This is a genomic window from Mesorhizobium sp. M0106, from assembly GCF_040322715.1.
Classification (GTDB): Bacteria; Pseudomonadota; Alphaproteobacteria; order Rhizobiales; family Rhizobiaceae; genus Mesorhizobium.
This window is the reverse complement of the sequence record NZ_JAMYUA010000002.1, coordinates 68672-91914: the sequence shown is the minus strand read 5'-3', so window position 1 is coordinate 91914 and position 23243 is coordinate 68672. Positions and strand designations below refer to the sequence as shown.

The 23243-nt window shown below is 64.1% G+C and carries 20 protein-coding genes; 15 read left to right on the top strand and 5 right to left on the bottom strand.

Features of this window, described 5'->3' with window-relative positions; translation table 11 throughout:
- Positions 1-368 precede the first annotated feature (368 nt).
- The 7 genes from NKJ55_RS02215 (at position 369) to NKJ55_RS02185 (ending at position 7969) form a co-directional block, all read left to right on the top strand.
- Positions 369-1145: a DeoR/GlpR family DNA-binding transcription regulator gene (locus tag NKJ55_RS02215; protein ID WP_352448483.1), complete on the top strand. Its 777-nt coding sequence runs from the start codon at positions 369-371 to the stop codon at positions 1143-1145.
- Between the two features lie 79 nt (positions 1146-1224).
- Entirely contained in the window at positions 1225-2151 is a 927-nt protein-coding gene (locus tag NKJ55_RS02210) for a LysR family transcriptional regulator (RefSeq protein ID WP_023676350.1), read from the top strand.
- A 255-nt stretch (positions 2152-2406) separates the two neighbouring features.
- Entirely contained in the window at positions 2407-3561 is a 1155-nt protein-coding gene (locus NKJ55_RS02205) for an ABC transporter substrate-binding protein (protein ID WP_352448482.1), read from the top strand.
- 189 nt (positions 3562-3750) lie between these two features.
- Complete coding sequence (locus NKJ55_RS02200; protein ID WP_352448481.1) at positions 3751-4746, top strand: ABC transporter ATP-binding protein; 996 nt, start codon at positions 3751-3753, stop codon at positions 4744-4746.
- Positions 4747-4760: 14 nt separating this feature from the next.
- Positions 4761-5711 carry an ABC transporter permease gene (locus NKJ55_RS02195; RefSeq protein ID WP_352448480.1) on the top strand — a complete coding sequence of 317 codons (951 nt, stop codon included), beginning with the start codon at positions 4761-4763 and terminating at the stop codon, positions 5709-5711.
- On the top strand, positions 5701-6516 hold the full coding sequence (locus tag NKJ55_RS02190; RefSeq protein WP_352448479.1) for an ABC transporter permease: 816 nt from the start codon (positions 5701-5703) through the stop codon (positions 6514-6516). Before NKJ55_RS02195 ends, NKJ55_RS02190 begins: the two co-directional genes overlap by 11 nt.
- 25 nt (positions 6517-6541) lie before the next feature.
- Positions 6542-7969 (top strand): gamma-aminobutyraldehyde dehydrogenase, encoded by a 1428-nt coding sequence (locus tag NKJ55_RS02185; RefSeq protein WP_352448478.1) that lies wholly within the window; start codon positions 6542-6544, stop codon positions 7967-7969.
- A gap of 17 nt (positions 7970-7986) precedes the next feature.
- Here the strand turns inward: NKJ55_RS02185 and nhaA are convergent, their stop codons facing one another.
- From nhaA to NKJ55_RS02160, 5 genes are all read right to left on the bottom strand, one after another.
- Positions 7987-9180 (bottom strand): Na+/H+ antiporter NhaA, encoded by a 1194-nt coding sequence (gene nhaA, locus NKJ55_RS02180; RefSeq protein WP_352448477.1) that lies wholly within the window; start codon positions 9178-9180, stop codon positions 7987-7989.
- Positions 9181-9271: 91 nt separating this feature from the next.
- The gene (locus tag NKJ55_RS02175; RefSeq protein WP_023676342.1) at positions 9272-9835 is read right to left on the bottom strand and encodes an ActR/PrrA/RegA family redox response regulator transcription factor; all 564 of its coding nucleotides are present in this window, start codon (positions 9833-9835) and stop codon (positions 9272-9274) included.
- A gap of 63 nt (positions 9836-9898) precedes the next feature.
- Complete coding sequence (locus tag NKJ55_RS02170) at positions 9899-11224, bottom strand: ActS/PrrB/RegB family redox-sensitive histidine kinase (RefSeq protein WP_352448476.1); 1326 nt, start codon at positions 11222-11224, stop codon at positions 9899-9901.
- Between the two features lie 90 nt (positions 11225-11314).
- The gene (gene hrpB / locus NKJ55_RS02165) at positions 11315-13933 is read right to left on the bottom strand and encodes an ATP-dependent helicase HrpB (RefSeq protein WP_352448475.1); all 2619 of its coding nucleotides are present in this window, start codon (positions 13931-13933) and stop codon (positions 11315-11317) included.
- Between the two features lie 75 nt (positions 13934-14008).
- A complete protein-coding gene (locus NKJ55_RS02160) occupies positions 14009-14899 on the bottom strand; it encodes a DMT family transporter (RefSeq protein WP_352448474.1) in 891 nt (296 codons plus the stop codon).
- A 27-nt stretch (positions 14900-14926) separates the two neighbouring features.
- Here NKJ55_RS02160 and NKJ55_RS02155 point away from each other — a divergent pair, with 27 nt between their 5' ends.
- The 8 genes from NKJ55_RS02155 (at position 14927) to NKJ55_RS02120 (ending at position 23212) form a co-directional block, all read left to right on the top strand.
- The gene (locus tag NKJ55_RS02155; RefSeq protein ID WP_352448473.1) at positions 14927-15616 is read left to right on the top strand and encodes a PIG-L deacetylase family protein; all 690 of its coding nucleotides are present in this window, start codon (positions 14927-14929) and stop codon (positions 15614-15616) included.
- A gap of 212 nt (positions 15617-15828) precedes the next feature.
- Complete coding sequence (locus tag NKJ55_RS02150) at positions 15829-17160, top strand: ABC transporter substrate-binding protein (protein WP_352448472.1); 1332 nt, start codon at positions 15829-15831, stop codon at positions 17158-17160.
- Positions 17161-17287: 127 nt separating this feature from the next.
- Positions 17288-18235: a carbohydrate ABC transporter permease gene (locus NKJ55_RS02145; RefSeq protein ID WP_031211681.1), complete on the top strand. Its 948-nt coding sequence runs from the start codon at positions 17288-17290 to the stop codon at positions 18233-18235.
- Positions 18232-19182, top strand: coding sequence for a carbohydrate ABC transporter permease (locus NKJ55_RS02140; RefSeq protein ID WP_352448471.1), 951 nt, complete (start codon positions 18232-18234; stop codon positions 19180-19182). Before NKJ55_RS02145 ends, NKJ55_RS02140 begins: the two co-directional genes overlap by 4 nt.
- Positions 19179-19379, top strand: a complete 201-nt coding sequence (locus NKJ55_RS02135; RefSeq protein ID WP_023676334.1) for a hypothetical protein — start codon at positions 19179-19181, stop codon at positions 19377-19379. The genes NKJ55_RS02140 and NKJ55_RS02135 overlap by 4 nt, the downstream gene beginning before the upstream one ends.
- Positions 19380-19382: 3 nt before the next feature.
- Positions 19383-20495, top strand: coding sequence for an ABC transporter ATP-binding protein (locus NKJ55_RS02130; protein ID WP_352448470.1), 1113 nt, complete (start codon positions 19383-19385; stop codon positions 20493-20495).
- Complete coding sequence (locus NKJ55_RS02125; RefSeq protein ID WP_352448469.1) at positions 20488-21501, top strand: ABC transporter ATP-binding protein; 1014 nt, start codon at positions 20488-20490, stop codon at positions 21499-21501. The genes NKJ55_RS02130 and NKJ55_RS02125 overlap by 8 nt, the downstream gene beginning before the upstream one ends.
- Positions 21502-21568: 67 nt before the next feature.
- On the top strand, positions 21569-23212 hold the full coding sequence (locus NKJ55_RS02120) for a dihydroxyacetone kinase subunit DhaK (protein WP_352448468.1): 1644 nt from the start codon (positions 21569-21571) through the stop codon (positions 23210-23212).
- Positions 23213-23243 lie beyond the last annotated feature (31 nt).

The window sequence follows — 23243 nt, the reverse complement described above, 5'->3', positions numbered from 1 at the left end:
AGGAATGGAGGCAACGCGAAGATCTCGTCGGTGCAGATCTCGGGATCGGTATCCCGCACCGCACCGACGAGCCCCTTTGTGCCGGGTTCTTCGACACCGGCATCCGCCCCCGCGGATCCTGAATTTCGGTACCCTTGCACCCGACGATCTCCCGGGCGTTCGGGCAAGCGATTTTTCGTGCGGCTCAGCCTCCGTCCTCCGTTCCGAGCCTGTCACAGCGATAATGTCGCGCCACGCTGGAGGCGTTGTCAACGCGAAATTGTGGTATTTTCTGGTTTTTTGCCCGAATTTTGCTAAATTCCTTGGAGTTAGTGGCATTTATGCCGTAGAAACGGTCAGCGGTGCAACAATCCGACCGGATGGAACCGATGGTCCACTCGAAGCGGCATGGCGAAATCCTGCGCCTCCTCAAGGAGGAAGGCACCGTGACCATTGCGAGCCTGGCCGACCGGCTGGGCGTCTCGCTGGAGACAGTACGCCGCGACGTCAAGCCACTGACCAGCGACGGTTCCATCCTCAAGATGCACGGCGCCGTCGGCCTGCCGTCGATTGCCGGCGAAGCGCCGTTCGAGCGGCGCATGCGCGAGAACGCCGATGCCAAGCGGGCAATAGCGCGCATGGTCGCCGCCACCATCCGCGACGGCGAATCGATCATGCTCGACACCGGCACCACCACCTCTTTCCTGGCCCGGGAACTGCTCGGCCACCGGCGGCTGACGGTCGTCACCAACTCCTCCGACATCGCCCGCACGCTGGCCACCGTCAACGGCAATAAGGTCTACATGGCCGGCGGCGAGCTGCGCAGCGATTCCGGTGCTGCCTTCGGCGTCTCGGCCATCGAATTCGTCAGCCGCTTTTCCGTCAGCCATGCAGTGATATCGACCGGTGCGGTCGATGCCGTCACCGGCGTCATGGACTATGATCTGGAAGAGGCCGAATTCGCCCGCATGGTGCTGTCGCGCGGCCAGCGTTCGCTTGTCGTCACCGACCACAGCAAATTCGGCCGCCAGGGCCTTGTTCAGGTCTGCGGCTTCGGCGGCTTTTCCGAACTCGCGACCGACCGTCCGCCGCCGCACGACATCGCCGCCGCCCTTGCCCAGGCCGGCGCACGACTCAGCATTGCCGATGGCGGAAGCGAGGGCTGAGCTCTTATCGGGAGCACCATCGGGAGATCTGCGCCAGCACCCACTTCCCAGCGCCGCCTCTGCCGTGTTTAGTCCGGCCATGGCTTTCACCATCCGCCAATTGCAGTTCTTCATCGCCGTCGCCGAGCAGGGCACAGTGTCGGGCGCCGCCCAGAACCTGTCGATCTCGCAATCCTCGGTCACCGAGGCGATCAAGGAGCTGGAGCACGATCTCGGCGTCGAGCTGTTCGAGCGCCACCCGCGCGGCTTGAACATCACCCACAAAGGCCACCAGTTCCTGCGCCATGCGAGAAAGATCCTGGCCGACGTTTCCGATGCGCGCCGCGCCTTCTTCGGCGAACAGGCCGCGGCAAGCGGGCGGCTGCAACTTGGCGTCACCTCGCTGGTCGCCGGCTATGTGCTTTCCGATCTTCTTGCCCGCTACCGCCGCGCCTATCCGGGTGTCGAGGTCTCGGCGATCGAGGACAATGGCGACTATCTCGAGCACCTGTTAATTGGCGGCAAGCTCGACATTGCCGTCATGGTCACCTCGAACCTGCGCGACCGCACGGCACTGCAGTCCGAAATCCTCGAAGTCTCGGCCTATCGGCTGTGGCTGCCGCTCGGCCATCCCTTGGCCGGTGCCGACATCATCGGCATCGGCGACATCGCCTCGGAACCGCTGATCATGCTGACCGTCGACGAGATCGAGGAGAACACCGGAAAGCTGCTGACGGCAATCGGCGCCAAGCCGCATGTCGCCTTCCGCACCCGCTCGGTCGAAGCGGTGCGCAGCCTCGTCGCTACCGGCGCCGGCGTGGCGCTGCTGCCCGACCTCGTCTACCGGCCATGGTCGCTGGAAGGCGACCGCATCGAATCGCGCGATATTTCGGGGTCGTTACCAGTCGTCCAGGTCGGCATGGTCTGGCGGCGCGGCTCCGGCCTGCCGCAGGCGGCGCGCGACTTCATCGGACTTGCCCAGTCGCAGCGCATGGTGCGCCAACGGCCCGAGAAGATCGGCCGCTGACGTATCGGAAAAACCGATATCGGCTTTCTGATAAATGAATTTGCGAAACCGGAAATTTCGCAGCACTTTTCGGTCAGGGAACAAAGCTGCCGTTAGAGCGACGTGCGTCCAATTGGACGCACATAGTACGCTCTAAGACTTTTAGTTTTCGCATCGGGCTTTCAGAGCCGCGCATCCAACGTTTTTGAACGGGCGCATGATCTTCTTCCGAAACCCGAAACCGGTTTCGAGGTCATGCAAAATGGGAGATCGACGATGAATTCATTGCTGAAATCATGCACTGCCTTAACGGTCGCGCTGAGCTTCTCCGGCCAGGCCATCGCCCAGGTCAAGGAGCTCGGCAAAGGCGAAGGCGAGGTCAATATCGTCGCCTGGCCGGGCTATATCGAGCGCGGCGAAACCGACAAGGGCTATGATTGGGTCACGTCCTTCGAGAAGGAAACCGGCTGCAAGGTCAACGTCAAGACCGCTAACACCTCCGACGAGATGGTCTCGCTGATGAACGAGGGCGGTTTCGACCTGGTCACCGCCTCGGGCGATGCCTCGCTGCGTCTGGTCGCCGGCAAGCGCGTCCAGCCGATCAACACCGACCTCATCCCGAGCTGGAAGACGGTCGACGACCGGCTGAAGGATGCGCCCTGGTTCACCGTCGGCGGAGTCCATTACGGCGTCCCCTATCAGTGGGGGCCGAACGTGCTGATGTACAACACCGAAGTGTTCAAGGAGGCGCCGAAGAGCTGGAACGTGGTCTTCGAGGAAATGAAGCTTCCCGACGGCAAGTCGAACAAGGGCCGCGTCCAGGCCTATGACGGGCCGATCCACATCGCCGACGCCGCCAATTACCTGATGGCTCACAAACCGGAGCTCGGCATCAAGGATCCGTACGAACTGACCGAGGATCAGTACAAGGCGGCGCTCGACCTGCTGCGGGTCCAGCGTACGCTGGTCGGACGCTATTGGCACGACGCCGCCATCCAGGTCGACGATTTCCAGAACGAAGGCGTCGTCGCCTCCGGTTCTTGGCCCTACCAGGTCAACACGCTGATCGCGGCCAAGAAGCCGGTCGCCTCGACTATCCCCGAGGAGGGCGTCACCGGCTGGGCCGATACCACGATGATGGAGGCCGATGCTGCCCACCCGAACTGCGCCTACATGTGGATGGAGCATTCGCTGTCGCCAAAAGTGCAGGGCGACGTCTCCGCCTGGTTCGGCTCGCTGCCGGTTGTGCCCGCCGCCTGCAAGGGCAACGAACTGCTCGGGGAGGAAGGCTGCAAGACCAACGGGTACGACAATTTCGACAAGATCAAGTTCTGGAAGACGCCGGTCTCGAAATGCGCCACCCAGAACGACCAGTGCGTGCCCTATTACCGCTGGGTGTCGGACTATATCGGCGTCATCGGCGGGCGGTGAGTTCGCCTCACCTACGAAGCTCGGCGCTGCCCCTCACCCTTACCCTCTCCCCGTGAAGAACGGGGGGTCGCCAGCGTTGGAGCGCCTCCCTTCTCCCCGTCCACTATACGAGGAGAAGGTGCCGGCAGGCGGATGAGAGGCAGCGCTACCGCCTGAAATTTGATGAGCCTGACAGATCAGGACAGCCCCATGACCTCCGCCGTTTCCTTCCAAAACGTCTCTCGCCATTTCGGCAGCGTGCGTGCCGTCGACGCGGTCGATCTCGACATCGTGCCGGGCGAGTTCTTCGCCATGCTCGGGCCTTCCGGCTCGGGCAAGACGACGTGCCTGCGCCTCATCGCCGGTTTCGAGCAGCCGACGGCGGGCTCGATCTCGATCTTCGGCGAACGCGCCGAGGGCGTGCCGCCCTATCGCCGCAACGTCAACACCGTGTTCCAGGATTATGCGCTGTTCCCGCATCTCAACGTGCTCGACAACGTCGCCTATGGGCTGATGGTCAAGGGCGTCGGCAGACCGGAGCGGCAAAAGGCGGCGGAAGAAGCGCTGGCGCTGGTGCGGCTTCCCGGCTACGGCGCCCGTCGCCCTGGCCAGCTTTCCGGCGGCCAGCGCCAGCGCGTCGCGCTCGCCCGTGCGCTGGTCAACCAGCCCAAGGTGCTGTTGCTCGACGAGCCGCTCGGCGCCCTCGACCTCAAGCTTCGCGAAAACATGCAGGAGGAGTTGAAATCGCTGCAGAAGGCGCTCGGCATCACCTTCGTGTTCGTCACCCACGACCAGGGCGAAGCGCTGTCGATGGCCGACCGCGTGGCCGTCTTCAATGACGGCAAGATCATGCAGATCGGCACGCCGGAAGACATCTACCAGCGCCCCAAGACCCGCTTCGTCGCCGATTTCGTCGGCTCGTCCAACGTGCTGCCGCCGGATTTCGTCCAGCGCTATGCCGGCCAGCATCGCTGGGGCAGCCTGCGGCCCGAATCCATCCGTATTGGCCGGGCCAACGGCGAAGGGGTTGCCGCCCGCCTGGTCTCGACCAACTATCTCGGCGCCACGACAAGACTGGCGCTCGATGCAGAGGGCTTGCGGCTGCATGCCATCGTGCCGGCGGGTGCTGCCTTGCCCCGGGAAGGCGAGGCGGTGGTGCTCACCTTCAACCGCGAGCATTTGCATCTGATGGACGAGCCAGGATGAGCCTGGACGCTGCCATGCCGCGGGCCACGGCCCCCGCCATCCTGCCGGGTAGTGGCGGCGTACGCGGCGGGCTCTCCGATCTCTTCTGGCGCCGGCCGCAATTCTTGCTGCTCCTGATGCTGCTACCCCCGGTTCTTTGGCTCGGCATCGTCTATATCGGCTCGCTGTTTGCGCTGCTTTTGCAGAGCTTCTTTTCGATCGATGAGTTCTCCGGCCTCATCAACCGCGAGTTCACGCTGAAGACTTATGGCGACCTGCTGCAGGCCGCCAATCTCGACATCATCCTGCGCACGGTGACGATGGCGGCGCTGGTGACGCTGGCTGCGGCGGTCATCGCCTTTCCCATCGCCTATTACGCGGCGCGCTATGCGCGTGGCCGTTGGAAGGCGCTGTTTTATCTCGGCGTCATGCTGCCGCTGTGGTCGAGCTACCTGGTCAAGATCTATGCCTGGAAGCTGATCCTGGCCAAGGAAGGCATCCTGACATGGCTGCTGGCCAAATTGCATCTTCTCTGGCTGCTTGATGCCTGGCTATCGCTGCCGATCGTCGGCGGCAACTCATTGTCGGTCTCCTCAACCGGCACCTTCGTCGTCTTCGTCTATGTCTGGCTGCCATTCATGATCCTGCCGGTGCAGGCCGCACTCGAGCGCGTGCCGGGCAATTTGGTCGAGGCTTCGTCCGATCTCGGCGCCTCGCCCGGCCAGACCTTCGGCAACGTGCTGTTCCCGTTGGCGCTGCCCGGCATCGTTGCCGGCTCGATCTTCACCTTCTCGCTGACGCTCGGCGACTACATCATTCCTCAGATCATCGGCACCTCGCGGCTGTTCATCGGCCAGGCCGTCTATTCGCAGCAAGGCACCGCCGGCAACATCCCGCTCGCCGCCGCCTTTACCGTGGTGCCCATCGTCATCATGGGCTTCTATCTCTGGGGCGCCAAGCGCATGGGGGCTTTCGATGCGCTCTGACCGTGGCCCATCTGCGCCGATCGGCCTGAAGCTCGCTGCCACCGGCGGCCTGCTCTTTCTGCACCTGCCGATCCTGCTGATCTTCGTCTATGCCTTCACCACCGAGGAGAAGAGCTTCGTCTGGCCGCCGCCGGGCCTGACCACGCAATGGTTCGCCGTCACCTGGAACCGCCCCGACGTCTGGCAGGCGCTGTCATTGTCTGTGCGGGTCGCGGCGATCTCGACTGCCATCGCTCTGATCCTCGGCACGCTGTGCGCAGCCGCCGTGTCCCGCACAAAATTCTTCGGCCGCGAAACCATCTCGCTGCTGGTCATCCTGCCGATCGCGCTGCCCGGCATCATCACCGGCATCGCGCTGCGCTCGGCCTTCGCGCTGGCCGAAATCCCGTTCTCGTTCTGGACGATCGTGCTCGGCCACGCCACTTTCTGCGTGGTCGTCGTCTACAACAATGCGGTCGCCCGTTTCCGTCGCACCTCCGGCTCGATGATCGAGGCGTCGATGGATCTCGGCGCCGATGGTTTCCAGACCTTTCGGCATGTCGTGCTGCCCAACATCGCAACCGCGCTGCTGGCCGGCGGCATGCTTGCCTTTGCGCTGTCCTTGGACGAGGTCATCGTCACCACCTTCACCGCCGGCCAGCAGCAGACGGTGCCGATCTGGATGCTCGAAGAATTGATCCGTCCGCGCCAGCGTCCGGTCACCAATGTCGTGGCGATGGTGGTAGTGCTGGTGACGCTGCTCCCCATCCTCGCTGCCTATTACCTGACCCGCGACGGCGACCAGATCGCCGGTTCGGGCAAATGATCTCGTTCATAAGGGAGAGACTTCCATGGACACGCAGATGCTGATCGGCTCGAAATTCGAAAAAGGCACCGAAACCGAGGAGCCGATCCTCAACCCGAAGACCGGGGCGACCATCCTCAATCTGCCTGAGGCCAGCCCAGCGCAGATCGAGGCGGCCGTGCTTGCTGCCGAAAAAGCCTTCGTCACCTGGTCCCGCACAACACCGGCGCAGCGCGCCGGCTATCTCCTGAAGATCGCCGATCGCATCGAGGCTGCTGCACAGGATTTCGCGGCGCTCGAGGCGCTGAACTGTGGCAAGCCGATCAATGCCGTGCTCAATGACGAGATCCCGGCGATCGTCGACTGCTACCGCTTCTTTGCCGGCGCGGTCCGCTCGATGCCCGGCCAGGTCGCCGGCGAATACATTCCCGGCCACACCTCGATGGTCCGCCGCGACGCCATCGGCGTTGTCGCGTCGATCGCGCCGTGGAACTATCCGCTGATGATGATGGCCTGGAAGCTGGCGCCGGCGATTGCCGGCGGCAACACCGTCGTCTTCAAGCCGTCGGAACAGACGCCGCTGACCGCGCTGAAGCTGGCGAAAATCCTTGCCGAGATCCTGCCGGAAGGCGTCGTCAACGTCGTGCTCGGTCGTGGCGACAGCGTCGGCAACACGCTGATCAACCACCCGAAGGTCAACATGATCTCGATCACCGGCGACGTCGCCACCGGCAAGAAGGTGCTGCAGGCTGCCGCCAAATCGGTCAAGCGCACGCATCTCGAGCTCGGCGGCAAGGCGCCGGTCATCGTCTTCGACGACGCCGATCTCGGCGCGGTGGTCAACGGCCTGCGCGCCTTCGGCTATTACAATGCCGGCCAGGACTGCACCGCCGCCTGCCGCATCTACGCCGGCAAGAAGATCTACGACAAGCTCGTCGCCGACCTCTCCGCTGCCGTCTCGACCATCAAGTATGATCGTCCTGACGATACCGAAAACGAGATCGGCCCGCTGATCTCGCGTCGCCAGCGCGACCGCGTCTCGAGCTTCGTCGAGCGCGCCTCTGAGCTCAAGCACATCGAGATCACCACGGGCGGCAAGCCGGGCGAGGGCTCCGGCTTCTTCTACCAGCCGACCGTCGTCGCCGGCGCGCTGCAGGAGGACGAGATCGTGCGCCGCGAAGTGTTCGGTCCGGTGGTCTCGGTCACCCGCTTTTCCGAAGTCGACGAAGCGGTGAACTGGGCCAATGACTCTGACTACGGCCTGGCGTCGTCGGTGTGGACCAAGGATGTTTCGCGCGCCATGGCGACGGCGGCCCGGCTGCAATATGGCTGCACCTGGATCAATACCCATTTCATGCTGACCAACGAGATGCCGCATGGCGGGTTAAAACAATCCGGCTACGGCAAGGACATGTCGCTCTACGCGCTGGAGGACTATACCGCCGTCCGCCACGTCATGGTCGCTCACGGGTAGCGCCCGCGAGGAGACGCCTATTCTTCCGCCTCCTCCGCCTCGCCTGCGGCCGGCGCCACCAGCAGCACAGCGGCGCCGAGGAGCGCGGCGATGAAGGAGCCGGCGAGGATGCCGACCTTGACCGCGTCCTGCAGGGCGGCGTCGCTGGCGAAGGCGAGCAGGCCGATGAACAGGCTCATGGTGAAACCGATGCCACAGAGCAGCGAAATGCCGACCATGTGCAGCCAGCCGGCATTGACCGGCAGATCGGCGAAGCCAAGCCGGATGGCAAGCGCGGAAGACCCGAACACGCCGACCAGCTTGCCCAAGACGAGGCCGGCGGCGACGCCGAGCGTCAGCGGCTCGGCCAGGGCGGCAGCGCTGAGACCGGCGAGCGAGACGCCGGCGTTGGCAAAGCCGAAAATCGGGATGACGAAAAAGGCGACGACTTTGTGCAGGCCGTGTTCGAGCCGGTGCAGCGGCGAATGGTCGAGATCATGGCCGCTGCCCGGCGATATCTTCAGCGGTATGGTGAGGGCCAGCGCGACGCCGGCGAGCGTCGCATGGACGCCCGATTTGAGCACCAAAACCCACAGAACGATGCCGAGCAAGATGTACGGCAGCAGCGTCAGCACCCGCATGCGGTTGAGCACCACCAGCAGCGCGATCACGGCGAAGGCGGCGCCGAGATAGGCGAGCGAGAGGCCGCTGGTATAGAACACCGCGATGATGAGCACCGCGCCGAGATCGTCGATGATGGCGAGCGCGGTGAGGAATATCTTCAGCGAGCCCGGGACGCGGCTGCCGAGCAGCGACAGCACGCCGAGCGCAAAGGCGATATCGGTGGCGGTTGGGATCGCCCAGCCGGACAGAGCGGCTGAATTGTTGCGGTTGATGGCGACGTAGACCAGTGCCGGCGCTGCCATGCCGCCGGCGGCGGCGATGCCGGGCAGCACGCGGCGCGGCCAGGTCGACAGCTGGCCGTCAAGCATTTCGCGCTTGATCTCGAGGCCGACCAGCAGGAAGAACACCGCCATCAGGCCGTCATTGATCCAGTGCGAGACGCTGAGCGGTCCGAGATAGGCATGGAGGGCGGAGAAATAAGCCTCGCCCAGCGGCGAATTGGCGACGATCAGGGCCAAGGCCGCCGCAGCCATCAGGATGAGGCCGCCGGCCGCCTCGCTGTCGAGGAATTCGCGCAGCATGGAGACCAGCCGCTTTTCGTCCTGCATGTCGCCTCCGTCGTATCAGCGGCAAGGTCCGACACCGCCAAGCGATGATGCGCAAACAGCGCTGGCCGGGCAAGCCTGTAATGAGAGCCCTTTAGCGCGGCGCGCGCTTGGCGAGGATGCGTTGCAGCGTGCGGCGATGCATGTTCAGGCGGCGTGCGGTTTCCGAGACGTTGCGGTCGCACATTTCGTAGACGCGCTGGATGTGTTCCCAGCGCACGCGATCGGCCGACATTGGATTTTCTGGCGGCGCTGCGCGTTCGCCCGCGGTGCGGGTCAGAGCGGCAAAAATATCGTCGGCATCGGCCGGCTTCGACAGATAGTCGATGGCGCCGAGCTTTACCGCCGTCACCGCAGTGGCGATGTTGCCGTAGCCGGTGAGGATGATGGCGCGGGCGTCGTCGCGCTTCTCGCGAATCGCGGCGACGACGTCGAGGCCGTTGCCGTCGGCCAGCCGCATGTCGACCACCGCATAGGCCGGCGGATTGGCGCGCGCCTTGGCAACCGCCTCCTCGACGCTCTCCGCCGTCTCGACCACGAAACCCCTGGTTTCCATGGCGCGGGCAAGCCGCGTCAGGAACGGCTTGTCGTCGTCCACGATCAGCAGCGAGGTATCCTCGCCTTCGACCATTGCGCCAATCGTTTCGTCAGTACTCATCGTGCTGAAAATCCTGCTGCCTGATTTTTACGCAAATATAGTTTCGCAACGCTATTGTCCAATTTAGGCCGTGTCGAACATGGTGGCCGAAGCCTGCTCGGGATTGAGGAAGACGCTGCGCGGCCACGATATCTGCACGATAGCGCCCTCGCCGGGCTCGCTTGAATTGCGGAAATCGAGCGTCGCGCCGGAGCGTTCGAGCAAGGTTTTGGCGATGAATAGGCCGAGGCCGAGGCCGCCGCCAGCTTCGGTGCCTTGTCGCGTCGACATATAGGGTTCGCCGATACGGTCGATGATCTCCGGTGGAAAGCCCGGCCCGTCGTCGATGATCGAGAAGCTGACGGCGGCCTCATTCCAGTTCCAGCGCACTGTCACGCTGTTGCGGGCGAAGTCGACCGCGTTCTCGACCAGATTGCCGAGGCCGTAAATGACGCCGGGATTGCGCCGGCCCACCGGTTCCGGGCCGATGCGCTCGCCCGGCCGAAGCTTGATCGAAATGCCGAAATCGCGGTGCGGCGCCGTCACCTCCTCGACCAGCGAGGTCAGCGGCAGGCGCGAGAGGTGCACCTCGCTCTCGGAGGACAGGCTGGTCAGGCGCTTCAGGATTTCGCGGCAGCGCTCGCTCTGCGAACGCAGCAGCTTCACGTCCTCGCCGTATTTCGGATCTTCGCCAAGCGCCTTCTCCATTTCCTTGGCGACAAGTGTGATGGTGGCGAGCGGTGTGCCGAGCTCGTGCGCGGCGGCCGCGGCGAGGCCGTCGAGGGCAGAGAGATGCTGCTCTCGCTGCAACACCAATTCCGTGGCGGCAAGCGCGTTGGCAAGCAGCCGCGCCTCCTCGGCCACCCGGAAGGCATAGATCGCGGTAAAGGCGATGGAGCAGAACACCGCCATCCACATGCCTGCGACATAGATGAACGGCATCGCCAATGGCGCGCCCTCATGCCATGGCAGCGGCAGGTGGTAAAAGACCAGCAGCGTCGCCGCCACGATCACCAGCGCGCCGAGCATGGCGGTCAGCCGCAGCGGCAGCGACGTCGCCGAGACGACGACGGGCACGGTCATCAGCAGCGAAAACGGATTGGTGAGTCCGCCGGTCATGTAGAGCAGGCCGGCAAGCTGCAGGCTGTCGAAGGTCAGGATGGCGAAGGCCGAGAACGGGGTAAGCCGATGCGCCGCCGGATAGCGGAAGGTCAGCAAAAGGTTCATCCAGGCCGAACAGGCGATCAGCGCAAAACACATGCTGACCGGCAGCGGAAATTTCAGCCCGTAAGCGACGACAAGCACGGTCAGGCTCTGGCCGACGATGGCAAGCCAGCGCAACCTGATCAGCGTGTTGAGGCGCAGCCGCTGGCTTTGCTGGAAGTCGGGTGCGTGCAGGATGTTTATCATGGCCAGTGATTATAGAGGGGAAACAGCCGGAGGTCTTTTCCGAAAAACCGCCGAAGCCGGCCCTCGGTTCGGGATGACAGTCTGGAAGCATCAGGTACCGCGCGGCTTGGCCCGGCTGGTGGCGGCGGCGAGAAGCGGGTTCTCCGGCCAGACATGCCTGGGATAGCGGCCGCGCATCTCTGCCCGCACATCGGCCCAGGAGCCGCGCCAGAAGCCGGGCAGGTCGCGCGTCGTCTGGATCGGCCGGTGCGCCGGCGACAGCAATTCGAGCGTCAGCGGCACAGTGCCGTTGGCGATCGCCGGATGCCGGTCGAGGCCGAACAGTTCCTGCACGCGGATCGCCAGCACCGGCCATTCGCCGTCATAGCGGATCGGCAGCCGGCTGCCCGACGGCGCGTCGAAATGGGTCGGCGCCAATGTGTCGATCTTGCGCTGCAATTCGTGCGGCACCAGCGTCATCAGGCCTTGCGAAAGCACGCTGGGATCGATTGCCGCAAAGGATGCCGCGCCGGAAAGGAACGGCAGCAGCCAGTCGTCGAGGCGCTCGAGGAGCGCGGCATCGGAGACATCGGGCCATGGCACGCCGAGGCCGCGATGCAGCCAGCCGAGCCGCTGCCGCAACGTCTCCGCCTCTCTGTTCCACGGCAACAGGGACAGGCCGTGTTCGCGCAAGGCGTCGAGGATGGCGCGATCCGCGTCGGCACCGGTCGGCGCCGGCAGCATGCGTTCGGACAGCGTGATGGCGTCGAGGCGAACCGTTTCGCGCACCCGCACCGCGCGCCTGTCGCGGTGGAAGCTCACCTCGCGGCGGGCCTCGATCTTTTCCGCCAGCGCAGTGCGGATGTCGGCCTCATCGATGGCTGCCGCTGCGGTGATGCGGGCGTTCTGCGCCTTGCCCTGCAGGTCGGCGACGACGAGCCAGGTCTCGCCGGCCAGCGGATCGGAGGCGTCGAGCATGGCGCCCGAGCCGTTGGCAAGCACGAAGCGGCCACGCTCGCCGCGCGCTTTGGCGACCCGATCCGGCCAGGCATGGATGAGGAGAGCGCCGGCTGTGCTGCCCTCCCCCTTGAGGGGGTCGGAAGGACGGGCGAGACCCGTGGCTCGCCCCGGCGCGTCGATCCGCGTAGCGGATCGGGGTGGGGTCGGTTCGGGCACGCCATCGACGACCCCGCCCCGTCTCCCTCGTCTCGCTGCGCTCGGCTCGCTCGCCGACCCTCTCCTCGAGGGGGAGGGTGAAGCCTGCTTTGCCAGCCTCTCAGCCAGCTGCCGGGCGGCGGTGGCGCGCGGCGATCTTTCGGCGCGAAAGCGCAGCAGCCGCCGTTCGAGATCGGCACCATCGCCGCCAAGGCCACGCTCTGTCAATAATACGGCGAGCATCGCCGCCTCGAGCGCCTCTCCGGTCCTTGCCGCCTCGGCGACCATATGGGCGAGCCGCACCGGTAGCGCCAGCCGGCGCATCGCGGCACCGGCATCCGTCAGGCGTCCTGCCGCATCGACAGCATCGAGCGCACGTAGCAGTACCCTCGCCTCGGTGAGCGCCGGAGCCGGTGGGGGGTCGAGGAAGGATAGACTGGTCGGATCGGCGACGCCGAACGCTGCGCTATCGAGCAACAGGCCGGAAAGATCGGCCTCGAGGATTTCCGGCGGCGTGAAGGCCGGCAGGGCCGCCGTCTGCTCGGCCCGCCACAACCGGATGGCGACGCCCGGCTGCGTGCGCCCGGCACGGCCGGCGCGCTGGTCGGCGGAAGCGCGGGAAGCACGTACCGTCTCCAGCCGCGTCAGGCCGCTCGCCGGTTCATAGCGCGGCAGCCGCGACAGGCCGGAATCGATGACGACGCGCACGCCGTCGATGGTGATGGAGGTTTCGGCGATCGACGTCGCCAGCACGACCTTGCGGCGGCCGAGCGGCGCCGGCTTGATCGCCGCGTCCTGCGCCTTGTTGTCGAGCATACCATAGAGCGGCACGATGTCGGTATCGGCGCCGACCTTGCCCGCCAGCCGCTCGGCGGTGCGCTCGATCTCGCGCTGGCCGGGCAGGAAAGCGAGCACGCTGCCCTCCTCCCCGGCAAGCGCCCAGCGGATCGCCTTGGCCATGGCGTCCTCGATGGTGACGCCGGCCGGCCGCTCGTCATAGCGGATGTCGACCGGGAAGGCGCGGCCTGCGCTCTCGATCACCGGCGCGCCGGACAGCAATTTTGCGACACGCGCGCCGTCGAGCGTTGCCGACATCACCAGCAATCTGAGTTCGGGCCTCAGCGCACCCTGCACGTCAAGCGCCAGCGCCAACCCGAAATCGCCGTCGAGCGAGCGTTCGTGGAACTCGTCGAATAGCACCGCCGCGACACCAGGCAGTTCCGGGTCGTCGAGGATCATGCGGGACAGCACACCTTCGGTGACGACGAGAACCCTGGTCTTTGCGGAACTGCGGTTTTCCATGCGCATGGCATAGCCGACGGTTTCGCCGGGCTCTTGGCCGAGCAATTCGGCCATGCGGCGGGCGGCAGCGCGGGCGGCGAGGCGGCGCGGCTCGAGCAGGATGATCTTTCCGGCGCCGAGCCATTCAGCGTCGAGCAGCGCCAGTGGAACCAGCGTCGTCTTGCCGGCACCGGGCGGCGCCACCAGCACGGCGCTGTTACCATGGCTCAGCGTTTCATTGAGCGCCGGCAAGACAACGGAGACCGCCAGGTCCGGCAAGGGTTTTGTCGTCATTGTGCTATGCTGTGCAGCCAGTTGGCAGCAACCGCATATCAGCGGTGGCGGTCGCGGCGCAACCTCGGCGCCGACTCAAAGCCTGGTCCGCGAAAACGGGTTCCAGCGCACCGTGCCGAGCCGCACCTCCTCGCGCACCATGGTCAGCAGGCCGGAACCGCCGACCACGGCCAAGCCGACCAGCGACAGAAAATCCGGATATTCCCTGAAGAACAGCGCACCCAGAACCACCGCCCAGACGATCTGCGAGTAATGCGTCGGCGCGATGCGGTTGGCCGGTGCGTATTTGACCGCCAGCAGATGCAACAGCTGGCCGCCGGCGGTAAAGGCGCCGGCCAGTACCAGCCAGGCCCATTGCCTGCCATCCGGCAACGAGAACGAGGTGGCCGCCGCACCGGCGCCGTTGAAGAGCAGGCCGTAGCCGATCAGCACGCCGAGCATCGTCGTGCGCTTTTCCTGCGCGGCGAGCGAACGCATCAGGATCACATTGGTGGCGGCCAGGAAGGCGATGATGAACGCCGCCAGATGACCAAGATGCAATTCGCGAAACCCCGGCCTGACGACCAGCATGACCCCGGCAAAGCCGGCGACCACCGCCAGCCACCGCCACGGGCCGACCTTCTCCTTGAGGACCAGCGTGGCCAGGATGGTGACGAACAGCGGCGCCAGAAAGATGAGCGCATAGACTTCCGCCAGCGGGATGGTGGTGAAGGCATAGACGCTGAGCACGCCCGAGGCGATGCCGGCCCAGGCCCGGGCCTGTACCGCCCAGGGCCGGTTGGTGCGCCAGAAATCGAGCCAGCGCTCGCCTGCCGGCCTGGCAAAGAGCAGAAAGCAGCCGGCAAACAATGTCGAGAAGAAGCCGATCTCGAAGACGTTGAACTGCCCGCCCAGGCTTTTGACAACGGCGTCGCTGCACGAATAGCTTGCATAGGCGATGAGCGCGAGCAGAATTCCGTTAGGCACGTTTTTCCATTTCCGGGAGAGATGAGAGTGAAGATATTGGCGCTTGGCGCGCATTCGGACGACATCGAGATCTTCATGTTCGGTACGATGGCGGCCTATGCCGCGCAAGGCGCAGAACTCTTTTTTGCCATAGCCACGGATGGCACCAGGGGCGGCTACGGCGATCCGTCAGCGCTGGCCCGCACGCGCCGCAAGGAGGCGATGGCGGCGGCCGGCCTGCTTGGCGTGACGCCGCGCTTCCTTGACTTTCCCGATGGCGGGCTGGTCGCGGATGCCGCGCTGATCGGGGCGCTCAAAGCACTGATCGGCGAGATAGGGCCGGATCTGGTGATAACGCATGCGCCGAACGACTATCATGGCGACCACCGCGCGCTGTCGGATGGCGTGCGCATCGCAGCGTCATTCTCGGTGCCGGTGCTACATGCCGACACGTTCGGCGGCACCGGGTTTTCGCCAACGCACTACGTCGACACCTCCAGGCATTTCGATCTCAAGGCGGAGGCGATCCGGGCGCACCAGTCGCAGGATCCCGAGCGTTTCGTCGACGCGGCGCGCACGCAGAACGCCTTTCGCGCCGGCCAGTGCAACGGCCCGGCCGGATCGTTTGCCGAGGCCTTCCGCTTCGAGCCAGTCTTCCCCTTCGCCGATATCCGCGCGCTGCTGCCGCCGGCCCCAGTGATCCGTCCGGTGGCTGTCAGCAACAAGACGGTGACCTAGACAGGTCGCCGCAACTTCTCACGTTGCTTTCCTGTCCAGCATGCTGCGGTGCAGCAACGAATTCGCTTGCTTTGTTTAGTAAAAATTGCATCACTAAACAAATTACTAAACATCCGGTGCGCCGCCGCGTCGTTGTGTTTGGGCCCCGGAGGAGGGGTTTAGCGGGCTCTTGAAACCGTCATCCGGACGTGTTTCGCAAATGGGAGGAAGGCATGAAATCGACCTTGAAATTGGCGTTGGGACTGGCATCGACACTCTTTGCGTCGACAGCCGTTTCGAATGTCGCGCAGGCAGAAGATCTGACGCTTTGCTGGGCAGCCTGGGACCCGGCCAACGCGCTTGTGGAATTGTCCAAGGACTTCACCAAGGAAACCGGCATCGGCATGAAATTCGAATTCGTGCCGTGGACCAACTATGCCGATCGCTTTCTCAACGAGCTGAATTCGCACGGCAAGCTGTGCGACCTCATCATCGGCGACAGCCAGTGGATCGGCGGTGCCGCCGAGAACGGCCATTACGTCAAGCTGAACGACTTCTTCGACAAGGAGAAGATCAGCATGGATGATTTCGTGCCGGCGACCGTCGTCGGCTATTCGGAATGGCCGAAGAACTCGCCGAATTACTGGGCGCTGCCGGCCATGGGTGACGTCGTCGGTTGGACTTACCGCAAGGACTGGTTCTCCAAGCCGGAGCTGCGGAAGGAATTCAAGGAAAAGTACGGCTGGGATCTCGGCCCGCCGACGACCTTCGACCAATTGAAGCAGATCGCCGAATTCTTCCAGAAGCGCGACATCGACGGCAAGACCGTCTATGGCGCGTCGATCTACACCGAGCGCGGCTCGGAAGGCATCACCATGGGCGCCATGGACGTGCTCTACAGCTTTGGCTTCCAGTACGAAAACCCGAAAAAACCCTACGAGATGGAAGGCTTCGTCAACTCCGATAAATCGGTGAAGGGCCTGGAGTTCTACAAAGCCCTCTACGATTGCTGCACCCCTCCCGGCGCCTCGAACAGCTACATGGGCGAAGGCGTTGATGCCTTCAAATCCGGCCAGGTGGCGATGCACATGAACTTCGCCTTCACCTGGCCAGGCCTGCAGAAGGACGAGAATGTCGGCGGCGACAAGATCGGCTATTTCGTCAATCCCAAAGGTCCGGACGGGGACCAGTTCGCCCAGCTCGGCGGCCAGGGCATCTCGGTGGTCTCCTATTCCGACAAGCAGGAAGCCGCGCTCAAATACATCAAATGGTTCGCCAACAAGGACGTGCAGTCCAAATGGTGGTCGCTCGGCGGCTATTCCTGCCTCAACGCGGTCGTCAAGGACCCCGCCTTCCCGGCCAGCCAGCCCTATGCGCAGACCTTCCTCGACTCGATGGCCATCGTGAAGGACTTCTGGGCCGAGCCGAGCTATGCCCCGCTGTTGCAGGCATCGCAGAAGCGCTTCCACGACTATGTCGTTGCCGGGCAAGGCTCGGCCAAGGATGCGCTCGACGGCCTCGTCAAGGACTGGACCGAGGTCTTCCAGGACGATGGCAAGATGTAGCCGGGGCAAGATGTAACCGGCTCCTCCCGAGCCCATGACCGAACCGTCCCGTGCCACTTGGCACGGGACACAGTTCAGATAAATTCCATTGTCAGAGACGAGCCAAGTGACCGAAGCAGGACTGACCATGCTCAATCGGACGGCGGACAGCGTTGCCCGGGCTACGCCCGAGCCGTTGGCCCGCAAGGTCCGGGGCATCAGCGACAAGGGCCTCGCCTGGCTGTTCATCTCGCCGACGATCCTGTTGCTGTTAGCTATCAACATCTTTCCGCTGTTCTGGGCAATCTATCTGTCCTTCACCAATTTTCGCGCCAATCGGCCCAACGAGGTTGTGAAGAACCTCGGGCTGGCCAACTACAAGCGCATCCTCGCCGACCAGGACATCTGGATCGCCATGCAGACGACGGCGCATTTCGTGTTCTGGACCATCCTGCTGCAGACGCTGATCGGCTTCACTCTGGCCTGGCTGATCGACCGCAAGTTCCGCGGCCACGCCTTCTGGACGACCATCATCCTGGTGCCGATGATGCTATCGCCGGCGGTGGTCGGCAATTTCTGGCGCTTTCTCTACGAGCCGCAGATCGGGCTGTTCGCCTACGCCGTTTCGTTCGTCACCGGCATTCCGGCAACCGAGATCAGCATGCTCTCCAACGTGTCACTGGCGCCATGGTCGATCATCATCGTCGACACCTGGATGTGGACGCCTTACGTAATGCTGATCTGCCTCGCCGGCCTGCGCTCGATCCCCGAATACATCTACGAAGCGGCCGAGGTCGACCGCGCCTCCAACTGGCGGCAGTTCTGGTCGATCACGCTGCCGATGGCGCTGCCCTTCATCATGCTGGCGGTGCTGTTTCGCGGCATCGAGAACTTCAAGATGTTCGACATGGTCAATTTGCTCACCGGCGGCGGGCCGGGATCGACCACCGAAGTGGCCTCGATCACGCTGAAGCGGCAGGCCTTCGAAAGCTGGCGGACGGGCTATTCCTCGGCTTTCGCCATCATCCTGTTCGTCGCAGTGTTTGGCCTCGCAAACATCTACGTCAAGGCGCTCAACAAGGTGAAGCAGAGATGAGCCTGACGTCAGCCCATTCCGTTGTCGCGCCGTCGGCCACGTCGAAGCGCGTCGCCGGCGCCATCATCGTCGCCTACGCGCTGATCTCGATCGTGCCGCTGCTGTGGATCTTCGCCACCAGCTTCAAGACGCCGCCGGATTCGATCGCCTATCCGCCGAAGATCCTGTTCCAGCCCAGCCTCGAGGGCTACTGCAATTTGTTCTCGACCCGGACTCGGCAAACACCGGAATACATCAACTCGCTGGGACCGGCGACGGGCCTGTGCGACGAGACGGTGCGCAAGCGCAATATGGTGATCGCCGGCCCGTCCAACTTCATGCCGCGCTTCGTCAATTCGCTGATTATCGCGTTCGGCTCGACGTTTTGCGCGGTTTTCCTCGGCACGCTGTCGGCCTATGGTTTTTCGCGCTTCAAGGTGCCGCTCGCCGACGACCTTCTGTTCTTCATCCTGTCGACGCGGATGATGCCGCCGATCGCGGTCGCCATCCCGATCTACCTGATGTACCGGGAGCTTGGCCTGTCGGACACGGCTCTCGGCATGATCCTGCTTTATACGGCGGTCAACGTGTCCTTGGCGGTGTGGCTGCTGAAAGGCTTCATCGACGAGATCCCGCGCGAATATGAAGAAGCGGCGATGATCGACGGCTACACCAGGCTGCAGGCGTTCTGGCGCACGGTGCTGCCGCAGGCGACCACCGGTATTGCCGCAACCGCCATCTTCTGCCTGATCTTTGCCTGGAACGAATATGCCTTCGCTGCGCTGCTGACCTCGGGCACGGCGCAGACCGCGCCGCCCTTCATTCCGACCATCATCGGCGAAGGCGGTCAGGACTGGCCGGCGGTCGCGGCCGGCACGACGATCTTTCTGGTGCCGATCCTGGTCTTCACCATCCTGCTTCGCAAGCAATTGCTGCGCGGCATCACCTTTGGCGCGGTGCGTAAATGAGCATGACCGCAAAACGCAAATCGCGCTGGCCCGTCTGGGCCAGGCGCGGGCTGATGGAAAACGTCGCCACCGCGATCATCGCCATCGGCTTCCTGATGCTGTTCCAGCCCTTCGCACTGGTGCTCTACACCTATTCCTTCATCACCATGCTTGCGGGCACGGCGATGTTCATCATCGTCTCGAAATTTCCGGAGTAGACGATGGCCGAGATCAGGGTCGAACATCTGAGGAAGGCATTCGGCGATTTCGTCGCCGTGCAAGATTCCAACTTCGTCGTCGAGGACGGCGAATTCTTCGTCATGCTGGGGCCGTCCGGCTGCGGCAAGACGACGACGTTGCGCATGATCGCCGGGCTCGAACTGCCAACCGGCGGCAAGATCCTGCTTGGCGGCGAGGACGTCACCATGCGGCGTGCCCGCGAGCGCGACATCGCCTTCGTCTTCCAGCTGTTCGCGCTCTATCCGCACATGAATGTGCGGAAGAACATCGGCTTTCCACTGCTGGCGCAAGGCGTGCCAGGCGCTGAAATCCGGAGCCGAGTGGAGGAGACGGCGAAGCTTTTGCGGATCGACCATCTGCTCAACAAATCGGTCTCCGGGCTTGCCGGCGGCGATCGCCAGCGCGTGGCGCTCGGCCGCGCCATCGTACGGCGGCCAAAATGCTTCCTGATGGATGAGCCGCTCGGCACGCTCGACACCGAATTCCGCGACCTGATGGTCCATGAATTGCGAGAACTGCACAACCGCATTCACGCCACCACCGTCTATGTCACGCATGACCAGATGGAAGCGATGTCGATGGCCGACAAGATCGCGGTGATGAACCACGGCGTCATCGAGCAGTTCGGCACGCCGCGCGAGATCTACGACCGGCCGGCGACGATGTTCGTCGCCGACTTCATCGGCTCGCCGCCGATGAATTTCCTCGGCTTCGGCGGCGGGCTTTCAAAGGGCGCCAGGGAAATTGTTGTGCAAGGCGCGAAGGTGGCCGTGCCGGAGATCCGCGAGGACGTCGCGCCGGCCGAGATGGCGCTTGGCATCCGACCGGAGCACATCCGCTTCGATGACGCTTCGAAGCTGCGCGGTGCTATTTACGGCACGGAATATCTCGGCACCACTCAGATCGTCGCGGTGGAGACAGCGGACGGCATCATCAAGGCCAGGGTGCCGGCCGAAATCCGGCTCAATCCGGGCGATCATGTGGGCCTGGCGCTGAGCAGCGCGCGGCTGTCGCTGTTCGCAAAAGGATCCGGGCGTGCGGTGCGCACCGAAATCCATGACTCGGCCTCCCAGGGGAGAGCACATCATGGCTGACGTTCACATCAAAAGCGTGACCAAGGCTTTTGGCGAGCATGTCGCCGTCGACAATCTCGACCTGCATATCGCCGACGGGGAATTCGTCGTGCTGCTCGGGCCGACCGGCGCCGGCAAGACGACGACGCTCAGGCTGATCGCCGGGTTGGAGCGTCCGGAAGCGGGCTCGATCCATATTGCCGGCCACGACACGACGACGCTGTCGCCGGCCGAGCGCGACACCGCTTTCGTATTTCAGCAATATTCGCTCTATCCGCATCTGTCGGTTTACGACAACCTCGCCTTTCCGCTGCGCTCGCCAGCACGGAAAATGCCGGAGGATCAGATCCGCCGCCGCGTCGAGGACGTGGCCAAGATGGTGCGCATCCACCACAAGCTGAATAATCGCTCGACCAAACTCTCTGGCGGCGAGATGCAGCGCGTCGCCATCGGCCGCGCCTTGGTGCGCAAGCCGTCGATCTACCTGATGGACGAGCCGCTGTCGTCGCTCGACGCCAAGCTGCGCGCCGATCTCAGGCTAGAGCTGAAGCGCATCCAGGCGGAACTCGGCGCCACAATGCTCTACGTCACGCACGACCAGATCGAAGCGATGACCATGGCCGACCGCATCGGCATTCTCGCCGACGGCGTGCTGGTGCAGATCGGTTCCCCGCGCGCGATCTATTCTGAGCCGGCAAACCTACACGTCGCCGCACGGCTCGGCCAACCGGCAATCAATTTGTTGCCGGTCGGACTGCTGCCGGATGGCGGCGCGCCGGCGGGAACAAAGACGATCGGTGCTCGCACCGAACATCTTTCGATCGAGAAGGCGGCGAACGGCCATGCCGACGGCGTCGTCGATTGGGTCGAGCATCTCGGCGACCAGAACCATCTGCATGTGACGGTGGGGACCAGGAAGCTGGTGACGCTAACCGACCCCGACACCGACCTGGCTCAGGGCGACAAGATCATGATCCGCTATCGCTCGCCGCTGTATTTCGGCCCCGATGGGCGACGGCTGATGTGAGCGCTGCGCGAGTGTTTTCCTGGCACCTTTCAACCGGCAATTTCGGGCACCGGACTGGACCAATTCGATGAAGCATTTTTTCAATCGCAGGGATACGATCGTAACTGAGGCCCTGGACGGCTTCCTCGATACTACCGGCGCCGGCGATCTCGCTCGCCTCGACGGCTATCCCGAGATCAAGGTCATTCTCCGCGCGGACTGGGATAAGACCAAGGTTGCGGTCATTTCCGGCGGCGGGGCCGGGCACGAACCTGCCCATGCCGGCTTTGTTGGCATTGGCATGCTGACGGCGGCGGTTTCGGGCGAGATCTTTGCTTCGCCGAGCGTGGAAGCGGTATTGGCCGCCATCCGCGCGGTGACCGGTCCCGCCGGGTGTCTGCTGATCGTCAACAACTATACCGGCGATCGCCTCAACTTCGGCCTGGCAGCCGAGAAGGCGCGCGCCGAAGGCTTCCGGGTCGAGATGGTGATTGTCGCCGACGATATCGCCCTGCCGGACATTGCCCAGCCGCGTGGCCTGGCCGGCACCTTGTTCGTGCACAAGATCGCCGGCCACCAGTCGGAAGCCGGCATTGACCTGGCGGCGATTGCCGGGGCGGCGCGGGCAGTGGCGGCGGATATCGTTTCGCTCGGCATATCGCTGTCATCCTGCTCGATCCCCGGCCAGAGCCATGAAGAAAGATTCGGGGCGGACGATGCCGAACTCGGCCTCGGCATCCATGGCGAACCGGGCGTTGAGCGGATTGCGGTGCAAAGTGCCGAAAGGCTGGTTGCGATCATGTCGGAGCGCCTTGCCGCGCGGCTTGATCCGGTCAGCCACTACGCCTTGCTGATCAATAATCTCGGTTCGGTGCCACCGCTGGAAATGTTGCTTGTCGCCAATGCGGTACTGGCTTCACCGCTGGCGCAAAAGGTGACGCTGACAATCGGGCCCGGGCAGCTTATGACCGCGCTCAACATGAACGGCTTTTCCCTGTCGCTGATCCGGCTCGATGCGTCGCGCGAAGCGGCGTTGCGGGCGCCGGTAGGCCCCCACGCCTGGCTGCCGGCAAGAGCCGTTCGCCAAGCCAGCGTCGTGCCGATGGCCAAAGCCGCCGGCCCGAACAACGCGTCGAAAGCCAGCCAGGACGCACGCACCGACCGGTTGGTTGTCGCGGTCTGCGAACGGCTGATCTCGCTTGAAGGCGCGTTGAACGGACTGGATGCCAAGGCGGGAGACGGTGACACCGGATCGACTGTGGCGGCCGGTGCGCGCAGCGTGCTTGGCCGCATTGCGACACTGCCGCTCGCTGACCCTGCCGCAACGCTCGCCGTCGTCGGCGACATCCTGAGCGCCAGCATGGGCGGCTCTAGCGGCGTGCTGTTGTCGATCTTCTTCACCGCCGCCGCGCAGGCGCTGGAATCTGGCGAAACGCTTCCCAAGGCGCTTCTCGCCGGCCTCGATCGGATGTCCTTCTATGGTGGAGCGAGGGTCGGCGATCGCACGATGATCGATGCCCTGGAACCCGCCTTGAGGGCGCTGGATAGGGGGAGTCTGGAAGATGCGGCGGTCGCGGCGCAACGCGGAGCCGAGGCCACCGCTGCCATGCGTAAGGCCAAGGCCGGGCGGTCCGCCTATATTGGCAGCCAGCTCGACGGCGTGGTCGACCCCGGCGCCTTTGCCGTCGCCGAGGTCTTCACTGCCCTCGCTGCGTTGCTCGAACCCGCTTGACTGGGGAAAAGAATGCTTCAATTGCCGGATA

Coding starts and splice junctions, on each gene's coding strand:
- NKJ55_RS02205 (WP_352448482.1), top strand. CDS start 2,407: ATGAATTCATTGCTGAAATCATGCACTGCCTTAACGGTCGCGCTGAGC.
- NKJ55_RS02170 (WP_352448476.1), bottom strand. CDS start 11,224: ATGATAAACATCCTGCACGCACCCGACTTCCAGCAAAGCCAGCGGCTG.
- NKJ55_RS02120 (WP_352448468.1), top strand. CDS start 21,569: ATGAAGCATTTTTTCAATCGCAGGGATACGATCGTAACTGAGGCCCTG.
- NKJ55_RS02145 (WP_031211681.1), top strand. CDS start 17,288: ATGCTCAATCGGACGGCGGACAGCGTTGCCCGGGCTACGCCCGAGCCG.
- NKJ55_RS02215 (WP_352448483.1), top strand. CDS start 369: ATGGTCCACTCGAAGCGGCATGGCGAAATCCTGCGCCTCCTCAAGGAG.
- NKJ55_RS02175 (WP_023676342.1), bottom strand. CDS start 9,835: ATGAGTACTGACGAAACGATTGGCGCAATGGTCGAAGGCGAGGATACC.
- NKJ55_RS02140 (WP_352448471.1), top strand. CDS start 18,232: ATGAGCCTGACGTCAGCCCATTCCGTTGTCGCGCCGTCGGCCACGTCG.
- NKJ55_RS02130 (WP_352448470.1), top strand. CDS start 19,383: ATGGCCGAGATCAGGGTCGAACATCTGAGGAAGGCATTCGGCGATTTC.
- NKJ55_RS02135 (WP_023676334.1), top strand. CDS start 19,179: ATGAGCATGACCGCAAAACGCAAATCGCGCTGGCCCGTCTGGGCCAGG.
- NKJ55_RS02185 (WP_352448478.1), top strand. CDS start 6,542: ATGGACACGCAGATGCTGATCGGCTCGAAATTCGAAAAAGGCACCGAA.
- nhaA (WP_352448477.1), bottom strand. CDS start 9,180: ATGCAGGACGAAAAGCGGCTGGTCTCCATGCTGCGCGAATTCCTCGAC.
- NKJ55_RS02125 (WP_352448469.1), top strand. CDS start 20,488: ATGGCTGACGTTCACATCAAAAGCGTGACCAAGGCTTTTGGCGAGCAT.
- NKJ55_RS02210 (WP_023676350.1), top strand. CDS start 1,225: ATGGCTTTCACCATCCGCCAATTGCAGTTCTTCATCGCCGTCGCCGAG.
- NKJ55_RS02190 (WP_352448479.1), top strand. CDS start 5,701: ATGCGCTCTGACCGTGGCCCATCTGCGCCGATCGGCCTGAAGCTCGCT.
- NKJ55_RS02195 (WP_352448480.1), top strand. CDS start 4,761: ATGCCGCGGGCCACGGCCCCCGCCATCCTGCCGGGTAGTGGCGGCGTA.
- NKJ55_RS02200 (WP_352448481.1), top strand. CDS start 3,751: ATGACCTCCGCCGTTTCCTTCCAAAACGTCTCTCGCCATTTCGGCAGC.
- NKJ55_RS02150 (WP_352448472.1), top strand. CDS start 15,829: ATGAAATCGACCTTGAAATTGGCGTTGGGACTGGCATCGACACTCTTT.
- hrpB (WP_352448475.1), bottom strand. CDS start 13,933: ATGACGACAAAACCCTTGCCGGACCTGGCGGTCTCCGTTGTCTTGCCG.